A 20,005-nucleotide genomic window follows, 5' to 3' on the forward strand; every position below is an offset into this window, starting at 1 on the left:
AAGCCTGCGGCACCACAGGAGTGTGGGATGCAAGATGAGAGAACGGAGAACAGTCGCGGCAAGCCGGCGACGGCAGCAAGATCAGGCGGGAAGGGGCGACAGGAAGCAGTCGGGATTGATTTTCATCTTAGCACGTTGCACTTGCATGCCGCGGCATTTGTCGACTTTCTGTTGCAAGCACGATTTGTGGGACGATTTGCGGCAGAATCGGGAGGCGCAGCTGCGTGCGCCTCCGTCCGATTCAATCTTCGACGAAGGCAACGGCGGTACGCGCAGGGATGCTGAAGCTGCCGCTCGCGCCGTCGTAGTGCGCTTCCAGGACCCGCTTGTCGCCGGCGCCTGGCGCGCCGTGCACCGGATGCAGGCGCAGGCGCTTGCCGCGCGCGGCATCGTCGCGCACGACATGCGCCACCTTGTCGACGTTGATGAAATAGGTGATGCCGGCAAAACCTGCGCCTGCATGGCCGCGCCCGTCCAGGTGCGCCGCGATCACGGTCGGCTCCTGCTGCGGCCCGACATTGAAGAAGCGCAGGCGCTGCGCCACCTCGTCGGCCCCGTGCAGCCGGAACAGGGTCGAGCTGGCGCGAATGGCGAGCAAATCGCGGAAAGCATCGCGTGCAAAGGCGATGTCGCCAGGTGCGGGACGCAGGCTGGCGCTGGCCAGCAGCGGTTTGAACAGCGGCCAGTCCTTTGCGTTGTCGGGCGCCGGCGGCAGGCCGGTGCCGAAGTGGTTGGTGCGATAGCTCCAGTCGAGGCGGTTGAACCAGTCGCCCGAATTAAAACTGTTGCGGTCCAGCGACTTGGAACGCAGGATCTCCGCACCCGCGTGGAAATAGGCCACGCCCTGGCTAAAGGCGGTCATCGCCAGGCCCAGCACCTGCACGCGTGCACGGTCGGCAGTGGAGGTGCCGATCGGGAGCTTCAGGGCGTTGGCGTCGTACAGCGTCTGGTTGTCGTGGTTCTCGACATAGTTCACCGTCTCGCCCGGCGCGCTGGCATAGCCCGCAGGCTGACCGCCGTAGTCCATGTTCTCGAGCTTGCGCGTGACGCCGTCGGCATTCATGAACGCATAGCTGCGGATGGTGCCGGCCAGGCCCACGCGCACCATGTCGGCGGCGCGTAGCAGGTCCGTGGGCGGGCGCGGCGGCGCCTTGGCGTTGGCGTCGTAGACCAGGCCATTGATATAGCCCTGCTGCTTGATGACGGCCTCGCCGGAGTCTCCGGCGCTGCCACCGCGCGCCGCATCGCGCGTGCGGTCGCTGAAGGTGCCGATGCCGCTCCCGTTCAGGGACAGCTGCGAGGCCTGCACGAAGCGCGCACCGTCGGCCACTTCGCCGAAATTCCAGCCTTCGCCGATCAGGTGCACGTGGCGGCCGGCGGCCTGGTTGACCTCGCGCTGCAGGCGCTCCATCGCCGCGCGCGGCTGGTGGCCCATCAGGTCGAAACGGAAGGAATCCATGCGGTAGTGCTTCGTCCACAGCACGGCGGAATCGATCATGAGCTTGCCCATCATGGCATTCTCGGTCGCGGTGTTGTCGCAGCAGGTCGACTGGGTGACGGCGCCCGCCGCATCGAGCCGGTGGTAATAGCCGGGTACGATGCGGTCGAGTACCGACTTCTCCTTCTGGCCGGCGGCGAAGGTGTGGTTGTAGACCACGTCCATGCCGACCCGCAAGCCGGCGCGGTGCAGGTGCATGACCATCTCGCGCAGTTCGACGATGCGGCGCGCGCCATCAGCGGCGTCGCTGGCGTAGCTGCCCTCGGGCGCGTTGTAATGCCAGGGGTCGTAGCCCCAGTTGTAGCAGTCGGTATGCGCGGTTTTTTCGACCAGCGCCTGCTGGCCTTCGCTATCTGCCGCGCCGCGTGGCTTCGGCTGCGCGCAGGCCTGCTCGGGCACGCTGGCGATGTCGTACACGGGCAGCAGATGGATGTCGGTCAGTCCCGCTTTCGCCAGCATTTTCAAATGGCGCATGCCTTTCGAGCTGGTTTCGCCGAAGGCCGTGTACTTGCCGCGTTTCCGCGCCGGGACGCTGGTGTCGTCGCGCGAAAAGTCGCGCACGTGTAGTTCATACACCGTCATGTCGGTTTGCCGGCGGACGGTGTCGGGTGCGCGGTGCGCGTCCCAGCCTGCCGGCTTCAGGGCGGCGGCGCCGAGGTCGGCGATGTAGCTGCGCTTCGAATCGGTGGTGAGGCTGACGGAATACGGGTCGGTGACGAGGTTGCGTACCAGGCCGGCGCCGTCGGCGACCACGTCGACCGCGTACTTGTAATAGCGGCCGGACAGGTTTCCTTGGGCCTGCGCGCTCCAGGCGCCGGTGCGGGCGTCGAAGGCGAGCGGGTGGATGGCGCTGGCTTTCGCGGTGCCGCTATCGTAGACGCAGACGGCCGCCTGCTGCGCGGTCGGCGCCCACAGTTTGAAAGTGGTCGCGCCGGCACCCGGCATGGCGCCGAGGTCGGGGATGTCCTGCGCGGCTGCGTACAGGTCGTCGAGCGCACCAGCGCTTTGCAGACGTGTGGCGGCGAGCACGGTGCCGGCGGCGCTTTCCCGCACCAGTACCAGCTGCTCGCGGTGCAGCGCGGCGATGCGCGGCAGGTCGGCGTCGTTCACGGCCAGCACCGGGCCGGCGCCGACATACTTGAAGCGCTGCGCTGCCTGCGCCGGAACCTCGTGCGCATGCACCGTCAGCTCCAGCGATCCTGCCGCGCCGCGAACCTGTGCGCCCACAGTGGCCACAATCGCGCCGCTGGCGGAGTGGTAAAGGCGGAAGCGTCCGTCCGCAGCCATGCCCGGCCATTTGGCCAGGCGGCGGTCGAGCCAGACGGCGCGCGCTTCGAGCTTGCCTTGCGTAGCCTGCAGGACCGTGGCGAAAGCAGGGGTGTCGCAGGCTTGCAAGGGAATGGCAGCGTGGACCGGGCGCATGAGGACAGTGGCTGCGAACGCGATTGAGCGGATGAGGTAAGTCATGAAATGCGCTGGGCCTTCCGTAGTTTTGCTACGGCGACCGATTCTTTCGGATCGGTTGCCGTAAATTTGCGAATCTGTATATGTAATTTTACTAGCTGGCCTGTCATTCATCGCCGGTTGGATCGAGAAAGAGCTTGCAAATTTAAAAAAATGTATCTCTTATTCAATGAATAAAAGAATTATTTATTGCGCATTAGGAAATATTATGCAATATTAGCAATTGATGTGTTAGTTTGTTAACTTAGGAGGATGATTCGATGTATAAATGTTTCCGCATAAGCCGCATTCTGGCGTCGGTAGTCCTGACGGCGAGTGCATGCGTTGCAGCACATGCCACCCCTGTCTTCACCGACGGCACCACCACCACGGTAAGAGAGGTCACTTACAAGTCGTATTACCAGGGTGACATGCTGACCCTGTCGATTCTTACCGACGAAGCCACCGGCACCTTCAGGGGGATTAACAGCCTGAAAAGCCTGGTATTTTCCAGTATGAGGCCTCCTGGTGCGGCAAACCGCAACTTCATATTGGACGGCGCGACCATGGTGGGATCGTCAAATGAGGCTGGCCTGGCGTGCGGCGGCAGCAACGGTGGCGGCCAGATATGCTTCAACGAGTTAAACGACGCGCTCGTCGCAGGCAGCCCGCTGGTTTACCGGATCGCCTTCGATTATTCGGGCGGCCCGCGTATCGATTTCGATAACTTCAACGTACGCGCAACCTTCACCGGCCAGCGCATGAACGCCAATAACAAGCTTGTCAACTTCCAGGCTGCTGAAACGGCTATGCTCAATGCGACCGAGGTTCCCGAGCCGGCAACGCTGGCCATGCTGGGGCTGGGCCTTGGCCTGGTGGGCTTGACCCGCCGCCGCAAGACCCGGGCAGCTTGAGGTTCTCTGGCCACTGCGCCAGGCGCTTCTTCAAGGCCGTCGAATCCCAAGCTCTGGTGGGAGCCCGCGGAAGCTGATCTGGCAGGGAAGAAGCGCTGCAAGCGGCGCGAAAGCGCCGCGCCTACAGGCAGGTCTCGACATAACTCACTGCCGGCTCAAGCCCGGCGCGTATCTTGGTGACCTTGTCACCTGACGTTTCCATGATGATGGCTGCACGGCCATCGGCGCTGGCGAAGCGCACGTAATGGCCTTGTTCATCGTATTTGTGGGGCGTGACTTTCGCTTCCGGATGCCTGGCGCGGATCTGCGCCAGCGTGTCGCCGACGGCGACGCCCACCGCATTGCCGACACCGGGCTCGGCGTCGGCGCGCGTCACGATGTCGCTCTCGACCATGAAGCGCAGTGCCGGCATCGTCGGAAAACGCACCATGCTGCACGCGGGATCGAAGGGCGTTGGCAATACGGCCTTGGCGCCCGTTGCCTGCTCCGCCTGCGCAAGCGTCATGCCGAAGCGAAGGGCGCCAAACCCTGTGGCATTTAGCACCTGCTGCACGCTTGCTGGACGCTCCGTGGAAGCGCTTGCCGCCGTCGCGGCTTGCGGTGCTTCAGGCGGCGCTGCGTTCTTGGTGCATGCGCTCAGCAGCGCGATCGTTCCAAGAAAAGTAGTGATTCGCATCTTTCTATCCTCCATCCAATTGTTTCTCAAGAGATATTTCCTACAATCTTGCGGGAGTTCTTTACACATCGACTGAAAAGATTACATTTTATCAATCTAAGCTGTGGACTCTTGGACGTACATACCGACGCTTCACTCTTGCGCATCGACGTGTATTTCCCGAACCACCATCAACGAGGAATGTAAATCATGAAATTTTTGACGAAGTTGGCATGCGCCGCAGCTGTTGCAACGACCCTGGCAGGAACGGCGAATGCCGCCACCGTGATGAACGACTGGGTGTTCAACCCGACGGGCGGCGGTTTCTCCGGCGGCCAGAAGGTCAACGAATATCTGGACGTGAACGGCAACGCATTCATCCAGATTAATCCGACCAGCAGCAGCAGCTTCTCCTTCAAGGAGCATGCCGTCTTCAACATCACCCAGGCCGACAGCAATGGCGGACTGTTCCCGATTAACTACCCGGGCGGGAACATCACGGCGACCTTCGAGGCGACGGGTACCGGCAGCTTCGGCGGCGCCTTCTCCTTCACCGGCGGCACCATCCGCATGTACCAGAACCCGACCAACGGCCAGTACGCCACCTCGGCCGGCATCTACGGCGCCAACCTCGGCAACGTGATCGCCGAGTTCACGGTGATGGCCGGCGGCGGCGGTTCGGTCGATGCAAGCGGCTCGCCGACCAACAACGGCCAGGTCACCGTGCTGGCCAAGGCGGGCGTCGGTGGACTGGAGTCCGGCTACTTCTTCTCCGAGAACGGCAAGGACCTGACGACGGAATCGATCATGGCCTTCGCATTCACCAACGCCAATACCGTGGCCAAGCCAACCGGCCTGCTGGTGGACGAAGTGGCCTGCCAGTACGCGAACTTCACCGGCAACGGCTGCAACGGCCAGCAGTATGCCAATACGCCAGGCTACTTCTTCGTCAGTAACAACGGCCAGGTCAAGCTGGGCGAAGTGCCGGAGCCGGGCTCGCTGGCCCTGTTCGGCATCGCCCTGCTGGGCGCCGGCATGGTGAGCCGCAAGCGCGCCAAGAAGGCCTGATTGGTCCGGGCCCGCGCCCGCGCAGGACATGAAAAAGCCCGCATCCGCGGGCTTTTTTTCAAGCTGTGGAAACGTGCGGCATCAAGCCTTGGCCGCCACCGGCGCTTTCGCGCTGGCAGTGCTGCGGTAGTGGTCGACCATCTTGTAGCGCTTGGCGTACCACCCGAACGCCGCCGCCGCAAGGAGCGCAAAGGCGGCGAAGAAGTACATCTGGAAGGCGATCACGCCGACACCCGATTCCGAAATGGCATGGATCACCGTGTCGTTTTTCACCGCCGCGTTCACGACCAGCACCCACAGGTTACCGACCGTGACCGCCAGGTACCACAGCGCCATGATCGCGCCCTTCATCGAGGCCGGCGCCTGGCTGTAGGCGAATTCCAGGCCCGTGGCCGAGACCAGCACTTCGCCCATCGTCAAGAGCGCATACGGCAGGATCTGCCAGGCCATCGAGATCGGCGTGCCGGCGTCCATCGAGACCTGGATGGTACCGATCACGATCCACGACAGCGCCGAGAAGGCGATACCGGCCGTCATGCGGCGCAGCGGCGTCGGCATGAAGCCGATACGCTCCAGCAGCGGGAACAGCACGAAGTTATTGAAGGGGATCAGCAGCATCACCAGCAGCGGATTCAAGGCCTGCATCTGCGCCGGCAGCAGCGTGAACTCGCTGCCGAAGACGGAGAAGGTGGTGATCATCGAATTGGCCTGCACGATCCAGGTCGAGGCCTTCTGGTCGAACAGGGACCAGAAGGGCGTGACCAGGGCGAACACGATCAGGATGCGCAGCACGGCGCGCACGCCGTCGACCGCTTCGTCGGAATGGCGGCCGCGCGCGCGCTCGAGCTGCATCGAGGTGCCGATGCCGCCGAAGGCCAGCAGCAGGACCAGCGCCGTGCAGGCGCCGATCACGAAGCCCCATTGCACCGACATCGCCAGCGAGACGATGGCGCCAAGAACGCCGATCAGCGCGACCGTCAGGCCGGGGCGGCCCTGGCCGGGCGCGCGTGCCATGAGCGCAGTGCGCGCGACGCGGGTGACCGAGTCCGGGCTGGCCGCGCTGGGCGGCACGTGCACGTATTTCTTGCGCCCGCTCCAGAGCACCATGGTCGCGATGAACATCAGGATGCCGGGAATGCCGAAGGCGACCGAGGGGCCGTAGTCGCGCAGGAAGACCGGCATCAGGAGCGAGGCGAAGAAGGAGCCGAAGTTGATGATCCAGTAGAAGGCGTCGAACACGAACTTCGCCTTGTCCTTGTTGGTCTGGTCGAACTGGTCGCCGACGAAGCTGGCCACTAGCGGCTTGATGCCGCCCGAGCCGAAGGCGATCAGGAACAGGCCGAAGTAAAAGCCGTTCAGGTTGTCCTCGAAGATCGCCAGGCAGGCGTGGCCCGCGCAGTACACGAGGCTGAGCCAGAAGACGGTATTGTATTTTCCGAAGAAGCGGTCGGCCAGCCAGCCGCCCAGCAGCGGGAAGAAGTAGACGCCGATGACGAAGGTGTGGAATACGTGCTTGGCTTCGCCGGTGCGCGCGGACTCCGGCAAGAACAGCAGCAGGGTCGAGATCAGGAAGGGCGTCAGGATGTTGCGCATCCCGTAGAAGCTGAAGCGCTCGCAGCCCTCGTTGGCGATGATGTAGGGGATCTGGCGGGGCATGCGGCCGCTGGTGGCGGCGGGTGTCGGCTGGCTCATGGGCGCATCCTGAAAATAAATAACACGCGATCCTATGATGCCGCTGAGGTCTTTGCAAGGGTCAAATATGGCGCATCGCAGCACGTCCGTAGTTTTGCTACTTCCGCGACAGGCGATGCAAATATTATTTGCATTTAAGTCCTTGAATGCAAAGGAAATATGCACTCTTGGGGCGTAGATGTGCGGATTGTAAAATCGAAAAAGCTGCTGTATATTGCGTAAAAATCACCAACCGGATCCCCGTCATGACCCAGACCTCCACGCACAGCGCCGACTGGTGGCGCGAAGCCATCATCTACCAGGTGTACCCACGCAGCTATCTCGACACGAACGGCGACGGCGTGGGCGACATCCCCGGCATCACCGCGAAGCTCGACTACATCGCCGGCCTGGGCGTGAACATCGTCTGGCTGTCCCCTTACTTCAAGTCGCCGATGAAGGACTTCGGTTACGACATTTCGGACTATTGCGACGTCGATCCGCTGTTCGGCACCCTGGCCGACTTCGACGCGATGATCGCCAAGGCCCATAGCCTGGGCCTGAAAATCATGATCGACCAGGTCATGGCGCATACGGCCGATGCGCACCCGTGGTTTGCCGAGAGCCGCGCCAGCCGCGACAACCCGAAGGCCGACTGGTATGTCTGGGCCGACGCGGCGCCGGACGGCAACCCGCCGAACAACTGGATGTCGGTCTTCGGCGGCTCCGCCTGGCAGTGGGACACGCGCCGCAAGCAGTACTACATGCACAACTTCCTGGTCAGCCAGCCGCAGCTCAACTTCCATAATCCGGACGTGCAGAAGGCCCACCTGGACGCGCTGCGTTTCTGGCTCGAACGCGGCGTCGACGGCGTGCGCATGGACGCCTGCAACTACCACTTCCACGACACCGAATTGCGCAGCAATCCGCCGGCGCTGACGCGCGATACGGCCTCGGTCACCGACGTCAACCCCTACGGCATGCAGTCCCATATCTACGACAAGACGCGTCCGGAAAACATCGCCTTCCTGCAGAAGGTGCGCACGCTGCTCAACGAATACAGCGCCGTGTCGATCGGCGAAGTCGGCGCCGACGATGCGCTCGCCTGCATGGCCGAGTACACGGCCGACGGCGACAAGCTGCACATGGCCTACAGCTTCAATTTGCTCACGCCGCAGTTCACGGCCGCGCACATCCGCACCCAGGTCGAGGAATTCGAAGCGCGCGTCAAAGGCGGCTGGGCTTCCTGGTCGGTCGGCAATCACGATGCGATCCGCGTGATGACGCGCTGGGGCGGCGAGAATGCGCCGTCCTCGTTCGCGTCGCTGATCCTGGCGATGCAGCTGTCCCTGAAGGGCACGCCTTGCCTGTACCAAGGCGACGAGCTGGCGCTGCCGGAGGCCGACGTGCCTTTCGAACTGCTGCAGGACCCGTACGGCATCACCTTCTGGCCCGAGTTCAAGGGCCGCGACGGCTGCCGCACGCCGATGCCGTGGACGAATGCGGCGCCGAACGCCGGCTTCACCGAAGGCAAGCCATGGCTGCCGGTGGCCGTGCCGCACCTGGCCGCCTCCGTGTCGCAGCAGGACCTCGACCCGGCCTCAAGCCTGAACGCCGCGCGCCGCATCATTCACTGGCGCCAGAGCCTGCCGCAGCTCACGCGCGGCGACATCTCCTTCTTCGATGCGCCGGAGCCGGTGCTGGCGCTGCGCCGCACGCTCGCGGGCGAGCCGACCGTACTGGCCGCGTTCAACCTGTCGAATGCGCCGGTGACGATCGACTGGCCGGAGACGGCAGGCGCGCAGATTCTTTCCGGCCACGGCTTGCCGGGCGAAGCGGCGAACGGCCGCGTCACGCTGCCGGCCTACGGCGCCTGGTTCGGAACCAGCGCCTGATGGGCAACGCGCCCGAGCTGGAAAAATTCGGGCGCACGGCTTTTGCCGACGGCCCGCGCCTCCTGGCCGATATCGGCGCCACGCACGCGCGCTTCGCCCTGCAGACGGCGCCGGGCGTGTTCCGCCATGTCGCCGTCTTGCGATGCGAAGACTTCGACGGCGTCGTGCCGCTGTTGCGCTTCTACCTGGCCGAACACGCCGACCTGAACCTGCAGCACGCCGCCTTCGCCGTGGCCAATCCGGTCAACGGCGACCAGGTGCGCATGACCAACCGCGCCTGGGCCTTCTCGACCGAGGCGGTGCGGCGCGAGCTGGGCCTGGCCACGCTGCTGGTGGTGAACGACTTCACGGCCCTCGCCATGGCGATCCCCGTGCTCACGCCGGACGACCTGATGCAGGTCGGCGGCGGTGCGCCGGCGGCGAATGCCGTCATCGGCGTGCTGGGGCCGGGCACGGGCCTCGGCGTGTCGGGCCTGATTCCAACCGCCGACGGTTTCGTCACCCTGGGCAGCGAAGGCGGGCACGTGAATTTTGCGCCCGGCGACGAGCGCGAGTTCGCAATCCTGCAGCACGCCTGGCGCGCCTGGCAGCACGTGTCGAACGAGCGCCTGATTTCCGGGCCCGGCATGGAATTGATCCACGAAGCGCTGGCCGCGCGTAACGGTGTCGCGGCGCCTGCGCGCTCGTCCGCCGAGATCCTGGCCTGTGCGCTCGACCAGGACGACGCGCTCTGCATCGAGGTGCTGGAGGTCTTCTGCGGCATGCTGGGCGCCGCCGCGGCCAATCTCGCCGTGACGCTGGGCGCTTTTGGGGGCATCTTCATCGGCGGCGGCATCGTGCCGCGCCTGGGGGAGTGGTTCGCACGCTCGCCGTTCCGGGCGCGCTTCGAGGCCAAGGGGCGCTTCTCGCACTACCTGGCCGACATCCCGACCTATGTGATCACGACGCCCAATCCCGCCTTCCACGGCGTGGCGACCATCCTCTCCGAACACCTGCGTGGGCGCAGCGGCGCTAATACGCTGATGGACCGCATCAAGCACCTGCGCCACGAACTGACGCCGGCCGAACAGCGCGTCGCCACGCTCGTGCTCGAGCAGCCGCGCCTGGTGCTGAACGAACCGATCGCGGAGATTGCGCGCAGCGCGGAGGTCTCGCAACCGACCGTGATCCGCTTCTGCCGTTCGCTCGGCTTCCTGGGCCTGGCTGACTTCAAGCTGAAATTCGCCAGCAGCCTGACCGGCGCGATTCCCGTGCGCCACAGCCAGGTGAGAAACAGCGACAGCACCCACGATTTATCCGCCAAGGTGATCGACAACACGGTGTCGGCGATTTTGAAATTCCGCGATGGGCTGGACGTGCACACGCTGGACCGCGCCATCGAACTGGTCAGCCGCGCGCGCCGCGTCGAGTTCTACGCGATGGGCAATGCGCGCGTGGTGGCGCTCGACGGCCAGCATAAATTCTTCCGCTTCCGGATTCCGACGGCGCTGTATGGCGATTCGCACCTGTTCGCGCTGGCCGCCGATCTGCTGGGGCCGGGCGATGTGGTGATCGCCATTTCAAATTCGGGGCGGCTGCCGGAGCTGCTGCAGGCGGTCGATATCGCACGTAGCCGCGGGGCGGACGTGATCGCGATCGGCAACAGCCAGTCGCCGCTGGCGCGCAAGGCGACGGTGAGCCTGGCGGTGGATCACGCCGAGGACAGCACGATTTTCCTGTCGATGATTTCGCGGATCTTGCAGCTGCTGTTCATCGACATCATGGCCGTGGGCTTGTCGGTCGATGCGCACAATGGGCGCGATGGGGCGGACGTGGAGCAGCGCAGGCTGTTGATTTCGCATCTGGACAGTTGATTAACGTAGGGTGGACTCCTGAGTCCACGCGTTACGCCGGCATCGTCGCACCCCGGCGGATCATGTTAATCCGCCGACTTCAACTCCACGCGCCGGATACTGCGCCGCCAATCGTCCAGCGACAGCACCGTATCGTTCGCCGTGTCTTCCACCAGGATCTGCTCCCCGCTGCGCGCCACGAGAAAGCTCTCGCGCCGATGCACCTTGTCGGCGCGGTTTTCGACAAAGCTCAGTTGCCAGTATGCGCGGCCGTTGATCACGCGCGGGGTCGGGTCGTCTTCGATGACGGCGCCATGGGCCTTGCCGCGCGAGCGTTTTTCGATCTCCTGCGACCAGCTTTTCACTTCCGGCAGCGCCAGCAGCGAGGCCATCGCCTGTTCGCGCGTGACTGCCGGCTCCGGCTTCTGCTGGACCACCGGCTTGGCCGGCGGAGGCGGTGGCGGTGCGGGCGGCTGCTTGTCCTTGCAGCCGGCGAGCAGGGCGGCCAGCAGGGTGAGCGTCAGCAGGGGTGCGCCGCGTGAAATCATGATCGAGCCTCGTTAAAAAAACTGCGGCCATACTAGCCCAAATAGTTGGATTTGGAAAACAATCGCCGTGGCGCGCCCGCGCCTGGCTTGATCGGGCAATGCTAGACTCGATGGGGCCGCGGCGCGCAATCACCTGCGCAAGAAATACGATTACCTGGTCAGGCGCGATCTGGTGGCGAATGCGGAGTCGTTTATCCAGCATGCGGCGACCGGGAGCAGCATGAGCGGGAAGGATTATCTGGTCAGGTGCGGGGGAGGGAAGGCGGTGGCCAGTGCGGTGTATTTGAAAGAGGAGCTGGCGCGGTTTCGGGGGCGGGCGGGTAGATAATCGGCGGGCGTGGGGCTGTTGCCTGTTACGTTGGTGGCCGTTTGAATCCGCGTGGGCACGGGGTGCCCACCCTACGGGCACCTCTGGTAGCGAGATCATACGAAACCCGGATCGTTAACGTGTCCGGTAGGGTGGGCACCCCGTGCCCACGCTGATCATGCGGACCAATAAAGTAACAGGCAACAGCCCCACACCGCCCGCACACCGGCCTTAAGCCCCCAGCGTCAGCCCATTCTCCTCGCACCAGGCAGCCAGCGCCGCGCGCGTCTGCGCCTCACGGAAATCATACCAGCGCTCGCTCAGCCCGCGCTCGTCGACCAGCTCGCCGAACACCCGGTAGCCGCCCGCTTTCTTGAACATCTGGCGCACCCGCGCTTCGTCCTCCGGCATCGCCGCACCAACGAAATCGAACACGACCTCGAGCCCGAGTTCGAGCGTGCTGACCCGCGGCACCGGCACGTAGCGGTCCGAGGTATCGATATCGTCCGGCAGGGGCGCCAGCTCCGGGTCCACCAGGTCGGAACGGACATGCACCGCACCGGTGTCGAGGGACACCCAGGCCTCGTCCCCGGTTCCCGCATCCGACACCATCAACACGGCGTCTTCGAGTTCTTCTGCATCGACAAACGGCATTGCAATCTCCAAAAGTAAAAAAAGCCCGCGAGGCGCGAACCTTGCGGACTCCATTGTGCAGCACAGCGCCGCCGAAGCGGCGCCGGGCAAACGACATTACATCATGCCGTCCATGCCGCCCATGCCGCCCATACCACCCATGCCGCCCATGCCGCCGGCTGCTTTGTCTTCAGCCAGTTCCGAGACCATGCAGTCGGTGGTCAGCATCAGGCCGGCGATCGACGCTGCGTTTTGCAGGGCCGAACGGGTGACCTTGGCTGGGTCCAGCACGCCCATTTCGACCATGTCGCCGTAGGTGCCGTTGGCGGCGTTGTAGCCGTAGTTGCCGGTGCCGGCCAGGACTGCTGCGACGACGACCGATGGCTCTTCGCCAGCGTTCTGGACGATCATGCGCAGCGGCTCTTCCATTGCGCGCAGGACGATCTTGATGCCGGCTTCCTGGTCAGGGTTGTCGCCCTTGATGTTGATCGAAGCACGGGCACGCAGCAGGGCAACGCCGCCGCCTGGCACGATGCCTTCTTCAACCGCAGCGCGGGTAGCGTGCAGCGCATCTTCGACGCGTGCTTTCTTTTCCTTCATTTCGACTTCGGTAGCAGCGCCAACCTTGATCACGGCAACGCCGCCGGCCAGCTTGGCCACGCGCTCTTGCAGCTTTTCGCGGTCGTAGTCCGAGGTCGCTTCTTCGATCTGGACGCGCACCATCTTGACGCGCGCTTCGATGTTTTCAGCAGCGCCGGCACCGTCGATGATGATGGTGTTTTCCTTGCCGACTTCGATGCGCTTGGCCTGGCCGAGTTCTGCCAGCGTGACCTTTTCCAGGGTCAGGCCGACTTCTTCAGCGATGACCTGGCCGCCGGTCAGGACAGCGATGTCTTCCAGCATGGCCTTGCGGCGGTCGCCGAAGCCTGGCGCTTTGACAGCGACGGTCTTCAGGATGCCACGGATGTTGTTGACGACCAGGGTCGCCAGCGCTTCGCCGTCGATGTCTTCAGCGACGATGACCAGTGGACGGCCGGCTTTCGCGACTTGTTCCAGTACCGGCAGCAGGTCACGGATGTTCGAGATCTTCTTGTCGCACAGCAGGACGAATGGATTGTCGTGGATGGCGACTTGCTTGTCCGGGTTGTTGATGAAGTATGGCGACAGATAGCCGCGGTCGAACTGCATGCCTTCGACGATGTCGAGTTCGTCGTTCAGCGACTTGCCGTCTTCAACGGTGATGACGCCTTCCTTGCCGACTTTTTCCATCGCTTCAGCGATGCGCTCGCCGATCGAGTAGTCCGAGTTCGCGGAAATGGCGCCGACCTGGGCGATTTCCTTGGTGGTGGTGCATGGACGCGAGATCTTGGCCAGCTCTTCGACGGTGGCAGCAACTGCCTTGTCGATGCCGCGCTTCAGGTCCATCGGGTTCATGCCGGCGGCAACGAACTTCATGCCTTCGCGCACGATGGCTTGTGCCAGCACGGTGGCGGTGGTGGTGCCGTCGCCGGCGTTGTCGCTGGTCTTCGATGCGACTTCCTTGACCATCTGCGCGCCCATGTTCATGAGCTTGTCTTTGAGTTCGATCTCTTTCGCGACCGACACGCCGTCCTTGGTGACGGTTGGCGAACCGAAGGCGCGGTCGAGCACGACGTTGCGGCCTTTAGGACCCAGGGTGACTTTGACTGCGTTGGCGAGGATGTTGACGCCTTCAACCATTTTGGCGCGCGCTGCGTCGCCGAAAATTACTTCTTTAGCTGCCATTTTTAGTTCTCCGATTTATTCGAGGATATTCTGAAAGAGAATTACTTGACCAACACGGCCATGATGTCTTCTTCACGCATCACCAGCAGCTCTTGACCATCGACCTTGACGGTCTGGCCCGAGTACTTGCCGAACAGGACGCGATCGCCGACCTGGACTTCCAGGGCGCGCAGCGAGCCGTTTTCCTGGACCTTGCCGTTGCCGACAGCCAGGATCTCGCCCTGGTCCGGTTTTTCGGCGGCAGCATCAGGGATGATCAGGCCGGAGGCGGTCTTGGTTTCCTGGTCGAGACGCTTGACGATGACGCGATCGTGCAATGGGCGAAGGTTCATGCAGAACTCCTTATTCAGTGTGTGGACTAGCTGTTGTTGACTTCGGTCGCCGCCTCGTTGCTACGTTGCGGCTTGAAAGAGTTGTTAGCACTCTCAGCTAACGAGTGCTAATTATAGGGACGATATAGGGGTATTTCAAGCAGCCATGTTGCGAAATAAACTTTACAGGCTTGATGGGGCGCAAATCATGCACGCTGGATGAGATGCTTTCCTTGCCATGGTGAAGGCAGAAAGCGGAGAGACTAGCACCGAACCTACGGGGCTTGACGCACCGTTGGGGGTAAATTGATCAAGATCAAAAGACCGGCTGAAACGTGCTATTCAAGGAAGAAAACCTGGTGCCTTTATTTTTAGCGCCATCCTAAATAATGTGTTCTTGCCTGCCACCTCGCAAGCCTGCGGGCGCATGCCGCAGCTGGGAGACGCAGGTCCACGTGCCGCCCAGGGACTTCGGCAAGATCGATATCGCCGATTTCGACCCGGGCAGGTATTTGAAGGCGCGCTAGGCCTGAGCGCGTAGGCGTCCGGCAAGAACCAACCCCCGGGCGCACAACACGCTATCCTGTTGACTGTCAAACCTTATCAGACCTATAGTTACGAATGATTTCCGAATTCCAAGACTTATCCGACAAGATCGAGCGGCTCGCAGAGCTGGTCGTGTCGCTGCGCAGCGAGAATGCGCAACTGCGCCAGACCAATCTGGTGCTCAATGAAGTAAACATGGCGCTCGTCGAGCGTATTGTCGAGGTCCAGCACCGGGTCGAAGCCGTGATCGAGCAATTGCCCGCGCCGGAAGCCGCGCCGGACACCGATCATGAAGAAGACGCCGAATCCATCGAAGATACCGAGGCCGCCCGATGATTTACCTGGATGTGACGATCATGGGCCAGCCTTACCGCCTGGCTTGCAAGGAAGGCGAGCAGGCCACCCTGCGCGACGCCGTGCGCTATCTCGACGGCAAGATGACCGCGCTGCGCGACTCGGGAAAAGTGAAGGGCAACGACCGCATCGCCGTCATGGCCGCGCTCAGCGTCGCTGCGGAATTCCTGTCGGTCAAGTCGCCGCAAGGCCCGCTCTCCGACATGACTATGCTCGAAGTCAAGCAAAAACTCGAAGTGATGCACAGCGTCCTCGACCAGGCCTTGGCGCCGCAAGAAAATTTATCCTGAGCGGCCAAATTCGTTTGACATGAGGCTTCAAGGGAGTAAACTCCGTCTCACCCTGCGGTGTTCGAGATTGCCATATATTCCTTGAACCATTTACATGCATAGGTTGCGGGATAGTGTTTGATGGGCGTGAGCGTCGCTTGTTCGACGAACCCGAAATTGAACTGACTGTGACCACCTTGAGCCATTAGGTTCGGGATGCCGGCAAAAAACGGCACAGGCGGGGCACTATTCGAGAAAGCGGTTGCGGGCATATGCACGCAGCCGTTTTTTTATGCGTTTTTTATTTTGTGAGCAGGATGCGATGCGTTACTGGTTGATGAAATCCGAGCCCGATGAAGTCAGTTTCGACGACGTTCTCGCGGCCCCCGGGCAGACCGTCGCCTGGTTCGGCGTGCGCAATTATCAGGCCCGTAATTTCATGCGCGACGCGATGCAGGTCGGCGACGGCATCCTGTTTTATCACTCCAGTTGCGCCGTTCCCGGCGTTGCGGGAATCGCCGAAGTGGTGAGCGGTCCTTATCCGGACGCCAGCCAATTCGACACCAGCGGCAAATACTTCGATCCGAAAGCGACGCAGGCGCAACCGCGCTGGATATCGGTCGACGTGCGCGCGAAAGAAAAGGGGCGCTATTTGCCGCTGGCGGAAATGCGCGCAATGGGCGCATTGGAAGACATGGTCTTGCTGCAGAAAGGCAGCCGCCTGTCGATTTCGCCGGTGACGAGCGGGCAGTGGGATGCGATCCTCAAATTGATTCGCTGCAAAGGCTGATCCGGCATCGCGCACGAACCGCGCGAAAGTGCTTGCAATAGTTAGATGATTAGCTAATAATCGATCACATGAGCACAGTCTTCAAAGCCCTGTCCGACCCGACCCGCCGCAAGGTCCTGCAACTGCTGCAGGCCGGACCCATCGGTGCGGGGGAACTTGCCGAGATGTTCGACGTCTCCAAGCCCACCATGTCGGCGCACTTCGCCGTGCTCGTCAATGCAGACCTGATCGAAGCCGAGAAGCAGGGGCGCAACGTTACCTACCGCCTCAAATTGTCGGTGCTCGAAGAAGCGCTGCTCGCGTTTGCGCAAACCTTTGGATTGCAGGTCACGCGGCCGGACGACGGCCATCCCACAGCTGAATCGAACGAGGAGAAGTCATGAAAACCGCTTTCCCGCTGGGCCGCGCGCTGTTTGCCGCGGTGCTGATCGTGGCGACGTCCGCCGCCCTGAAATGGGCCGCGCCCGAATATTTATCCTTCGAATGGGCGCAGCGCCTGACCGGCGTGATGCTGGGCCTGGTTGTGCTCGTGTTTGCGAACGTGATTCCCAAGTCGCTCACCAGCATGGCGCGCCTGCGCTGTCCTCCCGCAGCCGAACAGGCGGCGCGCCGCTTCGCCGGCTGGAGCCTGGTGCTGGGCGGACTCGGCTATATCCTCGCGATGCTGCTGGCGCCGCCCGTGCTGATGCACCTGGTCGGCGGCGCGATCCTGGCCGTGGCCCTGACGGCGGCGGTGCTGCGCTGCCTCGGCGTCGGTGCCAGCGCCGCGCGCGGTTAAGGAGAAGCCCATGTTCGCCATGCTGATGGGCTTGAAATCGATCGCGCCGCGCGACGTGCAGCAGCGGCTGGGGCAGGGCGGCCTCGCCGTGTTCGACCTGAACGCGCGCCACGCCTGGCGTCAGGCGCGGGTCCCGGGCGCAGTCAACCTGGTGCCGGACTTCGATGCCGCGCTGCTGCCGCCCGAACCCGCCACGCCGCTTGTCTTCTATTGTTCGAACCCGCTGTGCCGCAAGGCGCCGAACGCGGCGCGGCGTGCCGGGAAGCTGGGCTACACCGATGTCCGCGTCATGTCGGCGGGAATCTCCGGCTGGCTTGGGGCGGGACTGCCGACCGACAGCGGCGATTGAATTCGCCTGTCGGGGCCGCCCGGTGATGTTAGGATTCTGCATCTACCAATCATCATCCGGAGCAGTCGTTGACAACCGTAATGCAGTCTTGTGTCGAAGAGATCCAGGCCATCCGTGCCGTCCCCGATATCCTGCACACCCTGGCTGAGCTGACCGGGCTGGGTTTGATTTGTGTCGCCCACGTCACCGAAACCACATGGACCGCCTGCGCGGTGCTCGACCGCCTCAAGGTCGGCCTGAAGCCGGGCGACCCGCTCGACGTCACCACCACACTGTGCGAGGACGTGCGCGATACGGGACTGGCGATCGTCATCGACTGTGTTGACGACAGCGCGCAATACCGGGAGCACCCTATCCCGCGCCGGTATGGGTTCCAGAGCTATTTCTCGGTTCCCCTGTTTCGACCCTGCGGCAGCTATTTCGGCACGCTGTGCGGCCTCGATCCTGCCCCTGCATCGCTGAGCAACAAGACCACGGTCACGACGATGCGGCTGTTTGCCGAGTTGATTTCGAAGCAGCTCAAGGCCACCGATGCGCCTGTGAACGCGCGCGCCTGATGGACCCGCTGATGATCCTGGCCTTGCTGGCCATGGGCGCGTTCGGCGGTTTCGCCGCCGGCCTGCTCGGCATCGGCGGCGGCATGATCCTGGTGCCTTTCATTACCATGGTGCTCACCGCGCGCGACGTGCCGGACGCGCTGGTCGTGCACATGGCGATCGCTACCTCGCTCGCCACCATCATGTTCACCTCGCTGTCCTCGGTGCGCGCGCATCACAAGCATGGCGCGGTGGTCTGGCGCATCGTCAAGCTGCTCGCGCCAGGCATCGTGGTGGGGTCGATGATCGGCCCGTATATCGGCAAGCAGATGACGGCCTCGACCCTGGCCTGGTTCTTCGGCGCCTTCGTCGCCTTCTCGGCCACGCAGATGCTCATCAACAAGAAGCCGGCCGCGGCGCGCGACCTGCCCGGCACGCCAGGCATGTTCGCCGCAGGCGGCCTGATCGGCATCCTGGCGGGACTGGTGGGGGCGGGCGGCGGTTTTATCTCCGTGCCCTTCATGACCTGGTGCGGCGTGCGTATCCACAGCGCCGTCGCCACTAGCGCCGCGCTCGGCTTTCCGATTGCGCTGGCCGGGACGGTGGCGAACGTGTTCTATGGCTGGGGCGAGCCGGGCTTGCCCGACTATTCGCTGGGCTACATCTATCTGCCGGCGCTCTTGATCATCGTGGCCGCCAGCGTGACGATGGCGCCGCTGGGGGCGCGTACGGCGCACCGGATGCCGGTGCGCCGGCTGCAGAAGGTGTTTGCGGTGATTTTATATACGCTGGCCACGTACATGTTCTGGAAGGCGTTTCAATAACGGCGGTGCACCGTAGGGTGGGGCACGCCGTGCCCACGCGTTACGTACGTGTCCGCAGTCGTTGGCAGTGAGGTATCGCTCGCAAACTATTCTGCGGACGAGAAACACGTCTTCGCTTGATGTCGCGAGCGATATTTCAAGGCCGCAGGTGCAAGCTTGCGCCCGCACCACCCTACAAAACCTTAGGCCCTGACCGGCGCCTTCCCATCGCGCGAATACGCCCAGCCCAGCATGATCAGCGCCGCCACGATCATCGGCAGCGACAGGACCTGGCCCGAGGTGATGGTCATGCCGGCCACCGTCGTTTCCCAATCGGGCACGCGGAAGTATTCGGTGAAGAAGCGCGCGCAGCCATAGAGCAGGGTGAACATCGCGCCGACCGCCAGGCGCGGACGTGCCTTGCGTGCGAAGGGCCACAGGATCAGGAACACGACGATGCCGTCGATGATCATCTGGTACAGCGGCGACGGGTGGCGCAGGCCTTCGAGGTAGATCGGCGGGGTGCGCATGCCATCGACGGGCCAGAGCATCGCCCACGGCAGGCTCGGGTCGGCGATGCGGCCCGGCAGTTCGTGGTTGATGAAGTTGCCGAGGCGGCCGGCGGCATAACCGAGCGGCACCATCGGGACGATGAAGTCGTACACGTCGAGCACGTTGCGCTTGGCCTTGCGCGCCCACAGCGCCATCGCGATCAGCACACCGAGGAAGCCGCCGTGGAAGGACATCCCGCCCTGCCAGACTTTAAAGATATCGAGCGGATTGGCGAAGAAGTGGGCCGGCTGGTAGAACAGCACTTCGCCCAGGCGTCCGCCGATCACCACGCCGAGCATGCCGTAGAACAGCATGTCGTCCAGGTCCTCGTTCTTCCAGCCCTGCGCGGCGATGTGCGGCTGCTTGATGCGCAGGCGCCCCAGCAGCAGGAACAGGCCGAAGGCGACCACGTACATCAGGCCATACCAGTGGATGTCGACCGGGCCGATCGAAATGGCGACGGGGTCCGGATTCGGGTGTACCAACATA

The 20,005-nt window shown here is 63.2% G+C and carries 21 protein-coding genes and 1 other RNA gene; 14 read left to right on the forward strand and 8 right to left on the reverse strand.

What is annotated here, in order from left to right; all coding sequences use genetic code 11:
• Positions 1 to 241: 241 nt before the first annotated feature.
• A complete protein-coding gene (locus NMB41_RS04790) occupies positions 242 to 2,965 on the reverse strand; it encodes an alpha-1,6-glucosidase domain-containing protein (RefSeq protein WP_494381341.1) in 2,724 nt (907 codons plus the stop codon).
• 257 nt (positions 2,966 to 3,222) lie between these two features.
• On the opposite strand from NMB41_RS04790, the gene NMB41_RS04795 reads away from it, so the two are divergent.
• Positions 3,223 to 3,855 carry a PEP-CTERM sorting domain-containing protein gene (locus NMB41_RS04795; RefSeq protein WP_494381342.1) on the forward strand — a complete coding sequence of 211 codons (633 nt, stop codon included), beginning with the start codon at positions 3,223 to 3,225 and terminating at the stop codon, positions 3,853 to 3,855.
• Between the two features lie 121 nt (positions 3,856 to 3,976).
• Here NMB41_RS04795 and NMB41_RS04800 read toward each other — a convergent pair whose 3' ends face one another.
• The gene (locus NMB41_RS04800; RefSeq protein ID WP_494381343.1) at positions 3,977 to 4,531 is read right to left on the reverse strand and encodes a hypothetical protein; all 555 of its coding nucleotides are present in this window, start codon (positions 4,529 to 4,531) and stop codon (positions 3,977 to 3,979) included.
• 189 nt (positions 4,532 to 4,720) lie between these two features.
• On the opposite strand from NMB41_RS04800, the gene pepA reads away from it, so the two are divergent.
• Positions 4,721 to 5,578, forward strand: a complete 858-nt coding sequence (gene pepA / locus NMB41_RS04805; RefSeq protein ID WP_494381344.1) for a flocculation-associated PEP-CTERM protein PepA — start codon at positions 4,721 to 4,723, stop codon at positions 5,576 to 5,578.
• An 81-nt stretch (positions 5,579 to 5,659) separates the two neighbouring features.
• On the opposite strand, the gene NMB41_RS04810 is transcribed toward pepA, so the two are convergent.
• Positions 5,660 to 7,270 (reverse strand): POT-type proton-dependent oligopeptide transporter, encoded by a 1,611-nt coding sequence (locus NMB41_RS04810; protein WP_494381345.1) that lies wholly within the window; start codon positions 7,268 to 7,270, stop codon positions 5,660 to 5,662.
• A gap of 245 nt (positions 7,271 to 7,515) precedes the next feature.
• On the opposite strand from NMB41_RS04810, the gene NMB41_RS04815 reads away from it, so the two are divergent.
• A complete protein-coding gene (locus tag NMB41_RS04815) occupies positions 7,516 to 9,144 on the forward strand; it encodes an alpha-glucosidase family protein (RefSeq protein ID WP_494381346.1) in 1,629 nt (542 codons plus the stop codon).
• The gene (locus NMB41_RS04820) at positions 9,144 to 10,997 is read left to right on the forward strand and encodes a glucokinase (RefSeq protein ID WP_494381347.1); all 1,854 of its coding nucleotides are present in this window, start codon (positions 9,144 to 9,146) and stop codon (positions 10,995 to 10,997) included. Before NMB41_RS04815 ends, NMB41_RS04820 begins: the two co-directional genes overlap by 1 nt.
• A 65-nt stretch (positions 10,998 to 11,062) precedes the next feature.
• Here NMB41_RS04820 and NMB41_RS04825 read toward each other — a convergent pair whose 3' ends face one another.
• Positions 11,063 to 11,524, reverse strand: a complete 462-nt coding sequence (locus tag NMB41_RS04825) for a hypothetical protein (protein WP_494381348.1) — start codon at positions 11,522 to 11,524, stop codon at positions 11,063 to 11,065.
• Positions 11,525 to 11,693: 169 nt separating this feature from the next.
• On the opposite strand from NMB41_RS04825, the gene NMB41_RS04830 reads away from it, so the two are divergent.
• Positions 11,694 to 11,852: a DUF5329 family protein gene (locus NMB41_RS04830; protein ID WP_494382934.1), complete on the forward strand. Its 159-nt coding sequence runs from the start codon at positions 11,694 to 11,696 to the stop codon at positions 11,850 to 11,852.
• 210 nt (positions 11,853 to 12,062) lie between these two features.
• On the opposite strand, the gene NMB41_RS04835 is transcribed toward NMB41_RS04830, so the two are convergent.
• The 3 genes from NMB41_RS04835 to groES form a co-directional block, all read right to left on the reverse strand.
• A complete protein-coding gene (locus NMB41_RS04835; protein WP_494381349.1) occupies positions 12,063 to 12,485 on the reverse strand; it encodes a hypothetical protein in 423 nt (140 codons plus the stop codon).
• Between the two features lie 96 nt (positions 12,486 to 12,581).
• Positions 12,582 to 14,228, reverse strand: coding sequence for a chaperonin GroEL (gene groL / locus NMB41_RS04840; RefSeq protein ID WP_494381350.1), 1,647 nt, complete (start codon positions 14,226 to 14,228; stop codon positions 12,582 to 12,584).
• A 41-nt stretch (positions 14,229 to 14,269) separates the two neighbouring features.
• The gene (gene groES, locus NMB41_RS04845; protein WP_494381351.1) at positions 14,270 to 14,560 is read right to left on the reverse strand and encodes a co-chaperone GroES; all 291 of its coding nucleotides are present in this window, start codon (positions 14,558 to 14,560) and stop codon (positions 14,270 to 14,272) included.
• A gap of 600 nt (positions 14,561 to 15,160) precedes the next feature.
• Between groES and NMB41_RS04850 the strand changes: the two genes are divergently transcribed.
• From NMB41_RS04850 to NMB41_RS04890, 9 genes are all read left to right on the forward strand, one after another.
• The gene (locus NMB41_RS04850) at positions 15,161 to 15,421 is read left to right on the forward strand and encodes a hypothetical protein (protein WP_494381352.1); all 261 of its coding nucleotides are present in this window, start codon (positions 15,161 to 15,163) and stop codon (positions 15,419 to 15,421) included.
• Positions 15,418 to 15,729, forward strand: coding sequence for a cell division protein ZapA (locus NMB41_RS04855; protein ID WP_379758360.1), 312 nt, complete (start codon positions 15,418 to 15,420; stop codon positions 15,727 to 15,729). Before NMB41_RS04850 ends, NMB41_RS04855 begins: the two co-directional genes overlap by 4 nt.
• 46 nt (positions 15,730 to 15,775) lie before the next feature.
• Positions 15,776 to 15,957: non-coding RNA, 6S RNA (ssrS, locus tag NMB41_RS04860), on the forward strand.
• A gap of 73 nt (positions 15,958 to 16,030) precedes the next feature.
• The gene (locus NMB41_RS04865) at positions 16,031 to 16,498 is read left to right on the forward strand and encodes an EVE domain-containing protein (RefSeq protein WP_494381353.1); all 468 of its coding nucleotides are present in this window, start codon (positions 16,031 to 16,033) and stop codon (positions 16,496 to 16,498) included.
• Between the two features lie 68 nt (positions 16,499 to 16,566).
• Entirely contained in the window at positions 16,567 to 16,881 is a 315-nt protein-coding gene (locus tag NMB41_RS04870) for an autorepressor SdpR family transcription factor (protein ID WP_494381354.1), read from the forward strand.
• On the forward strand, positions 16,878 to 17,276 hold the full coding sequence (locus NMB41_RS04875) for a hypothetical protein (protein ID WP_494381355.1): 399 nt from the start codon (positions 16,878 to 16,880) through the stop codon (positions 17,274 to 17,276). The genes NMB41_RS04870 and NMB41_RS04875 overlap by 4 nt, the downstream gene beginning before the upstream one ends.
• Positions 17,277 to 17,286: 10 nt before the next feature.
• A complete protein-coding gene (locus NMB41_RS04880; RefSeq protein ID WP_494381356.1) occupies positions 17,287 to 17,625 on the forward strand; it encodes a rhodanese-like domain-containing protein in 339 nt (112 codons plus the stop codon).
• 80 nt (positions 17,626 to 17,705) lie between these two features.
• The gene (locus tag NMB41_RS04885; protein ID WP_494381357.1) at positions 17,706 to 18,182 is read left to right on the forward strand and encodes a GAF domain-containing protein; all 477 of its coding nucleotides are present in this window, start codon (positions 17,706 to 17,708) and stop codon (positions 18,180 to 18,182) included.
• Positions 18,182 to 18,985 carry a sulfite exporter TauE/SafE family protein gene (locus NMB41_RS04890; protein WP_494381358.1) on the forward strand — a complete coding sequence of 268 codons (804 nt, stop codon included), beginning with the start codon at positions 18,182 to 18,184 and terminating at the stop codon, positions 18,983 to 18,985. The genes NMB41_RS04885 and NMB41_RS04890 overlap by 1 nt, the downstream gene beginning before the upstream one ends.
• 182 nt (positions 18,986 to 19,167) lie before the next feature.
• Here NMB41_RS04890 and lgt read toward each other — a convergent pair whose 3' ends face one another.
• Positions 19,168 to 20,004 (reverse strand): prolipoprotein diacylglyceryl transferase, encoded by an 837-nt coding sequence (gene lgt, locus NMB41_RS04895; protein WP_494381359.1) that lies wholly within the window; start codon positions 20,002 to 20,004, stop codon positions 19,168 to 19,170.
• Position 20,005: the final 1 nt, after the last annotated feature.

This window comes from Massilia sp. FBCC-B171 (genome assembly GCF_059134155.1).

Excerpts from the sequence above, each read along its gene's own strand:
- NMB41_RS04790 (WP_494381341.1), bottom strand. The coding sequence starts at position 2,965 with ATGACTTACCTCATCCGCTCAATCGCGTTCGCAGCCACTGTCCTCATG.
- NMB41_RS04795 (WP_494381342.1), top strand. The coding sequence starts at position 3,223 with ATGTATAAATGTTTCCGCATAAGCCGCATTCTGGCGTCGGTAGTCCTG.
- NMB41_RS04800 (WP_494381343.1), bottom strand. The coding sequence starts at position 4,531 with ATGCGAATCACTACTTTTCTTGGAACGATCGCGCTGCTGAGCGCATGC.
- pepA (WP_494381344.1), top strand. The coding sequence starts at position 4,721 with ATGAAATTTTTGACGAAGTTGGCATGCGCCGCAGCTGTTGCAACGACC.
- NMB41_RS04810 (WP_494381345.1), bottom strand. The coding sequence starts at position 7,270 with ATGAGCCAGCCGACACCCGCCGCCACCAGCGGCCGCATGCCCCGCCAG.
- NMB41_RS04815 (WP_494381346.1), top strand. The coding sequence starts at position 7,516 with ATGACCCAGACCTCCACGCACAGCGCCGACTGGTGGCGCGAAGCCATC.
- NMB41_RS04820 (WP_494381347.1), top strand. The coding sequence starts at position 9,144 with ATGGGCAACGCGCCCGAGCTGGAAAAATTCGGGCGCACGGCTTTTGCC.
- NMB41_RS04825 (WP_494381348.1), bottom strand. The coding sequence starts at position 11,524 with ATGATTTCACGCGGCGCACCCCTGCTGACGCTCACCCTGCTGGCCGCC.
- NMB41_RS04835 (WP_494381349.1), bottom strand. The coding sequence starts at position 12,485 with ATGCCGTTTGTCGATGCAGAAGAACTCGAAGACGCCGTGTTGATGGTG.
- groL (WP_494381350.1), bottom strand. The coding sequence starts at position 14,228 with ATGGCAGCTAAAGAAGTAATTTTCGGCGACGCAGCGCGCGCCAAAATG.
- groES (WP_494381351.1), bottom strand. The coding sequence starts at position 14,560 with ATGAACCTTCGCCCATTGCACGATCGCGTCATCGTCAAGCGTCTCGAC.
- NMB41_RS04850 (WP_494381352.1), top strand. The coding sequence starts at position 15,161 with ATGATTTCCGAATTCCAAGACTTATCCGACAAGATCGAGCGGCTCGCA.
- NMB41_RS04855 (WP_379758360.1), top strand. The coding sequence starts at position 15,418 with ATGATTTACCTGGATGTGACGATCATGGGCCAGCCTTACCGCCTGGCT.
- NMB41_RS04865 (WP_494381353.1), top strand. The coding sequence starts at position 16,031 with ATGCGTTACTGGTTGATGAAATCCGAGCCCGATGAAGTCAGTTTCGAC.
- NMB41_RS04870 (WP_494381354.1), top strand. The coding sequence starts at position 16,567 with ATGAGCACAGTCTTCAAAGCCCTGTCCGACCCGACCCGCCGCAAGGTC.
- NMB41_RS04875 (WP_494381355.1), top strand. The coding sequence starts at position 16,878 with ATGAAAACCGCTTTCCCGCTGGGCCGCGCGCTGTTTGCCGCGGTGCTG.
- NMB41_RS04880 (WP_494381356.1), top strand. The coding sequence starts at position 17,287 with ATGTTCGCCATGCTGATGGGCTTGAAATCGATCGCGCCGCGCGACGTG.
- NMB41_RS04885 (WP_494381357.1), top strand. The coding sequence starts at position 17,706 with ATGCAGTCTTGTGTCGAAGAGATCCAGGCCATCCGTGCCGTCCCCGAT.
- NMB41_RS04890 (WP_494381358.1), top strand. The coding sequence starts at position 18,182 with ATGGACCCGCTGATGATCCTGGCCTTGCTGGCCATGGGCGCGTTCGGC.
- lgt (WP_494381359.1), bottom strand. The coding sequence starts at position 20,004 with ATGTTGGTACACCCGAATCCGGACCCCGTCGCCATTTCGATCGGCCCG.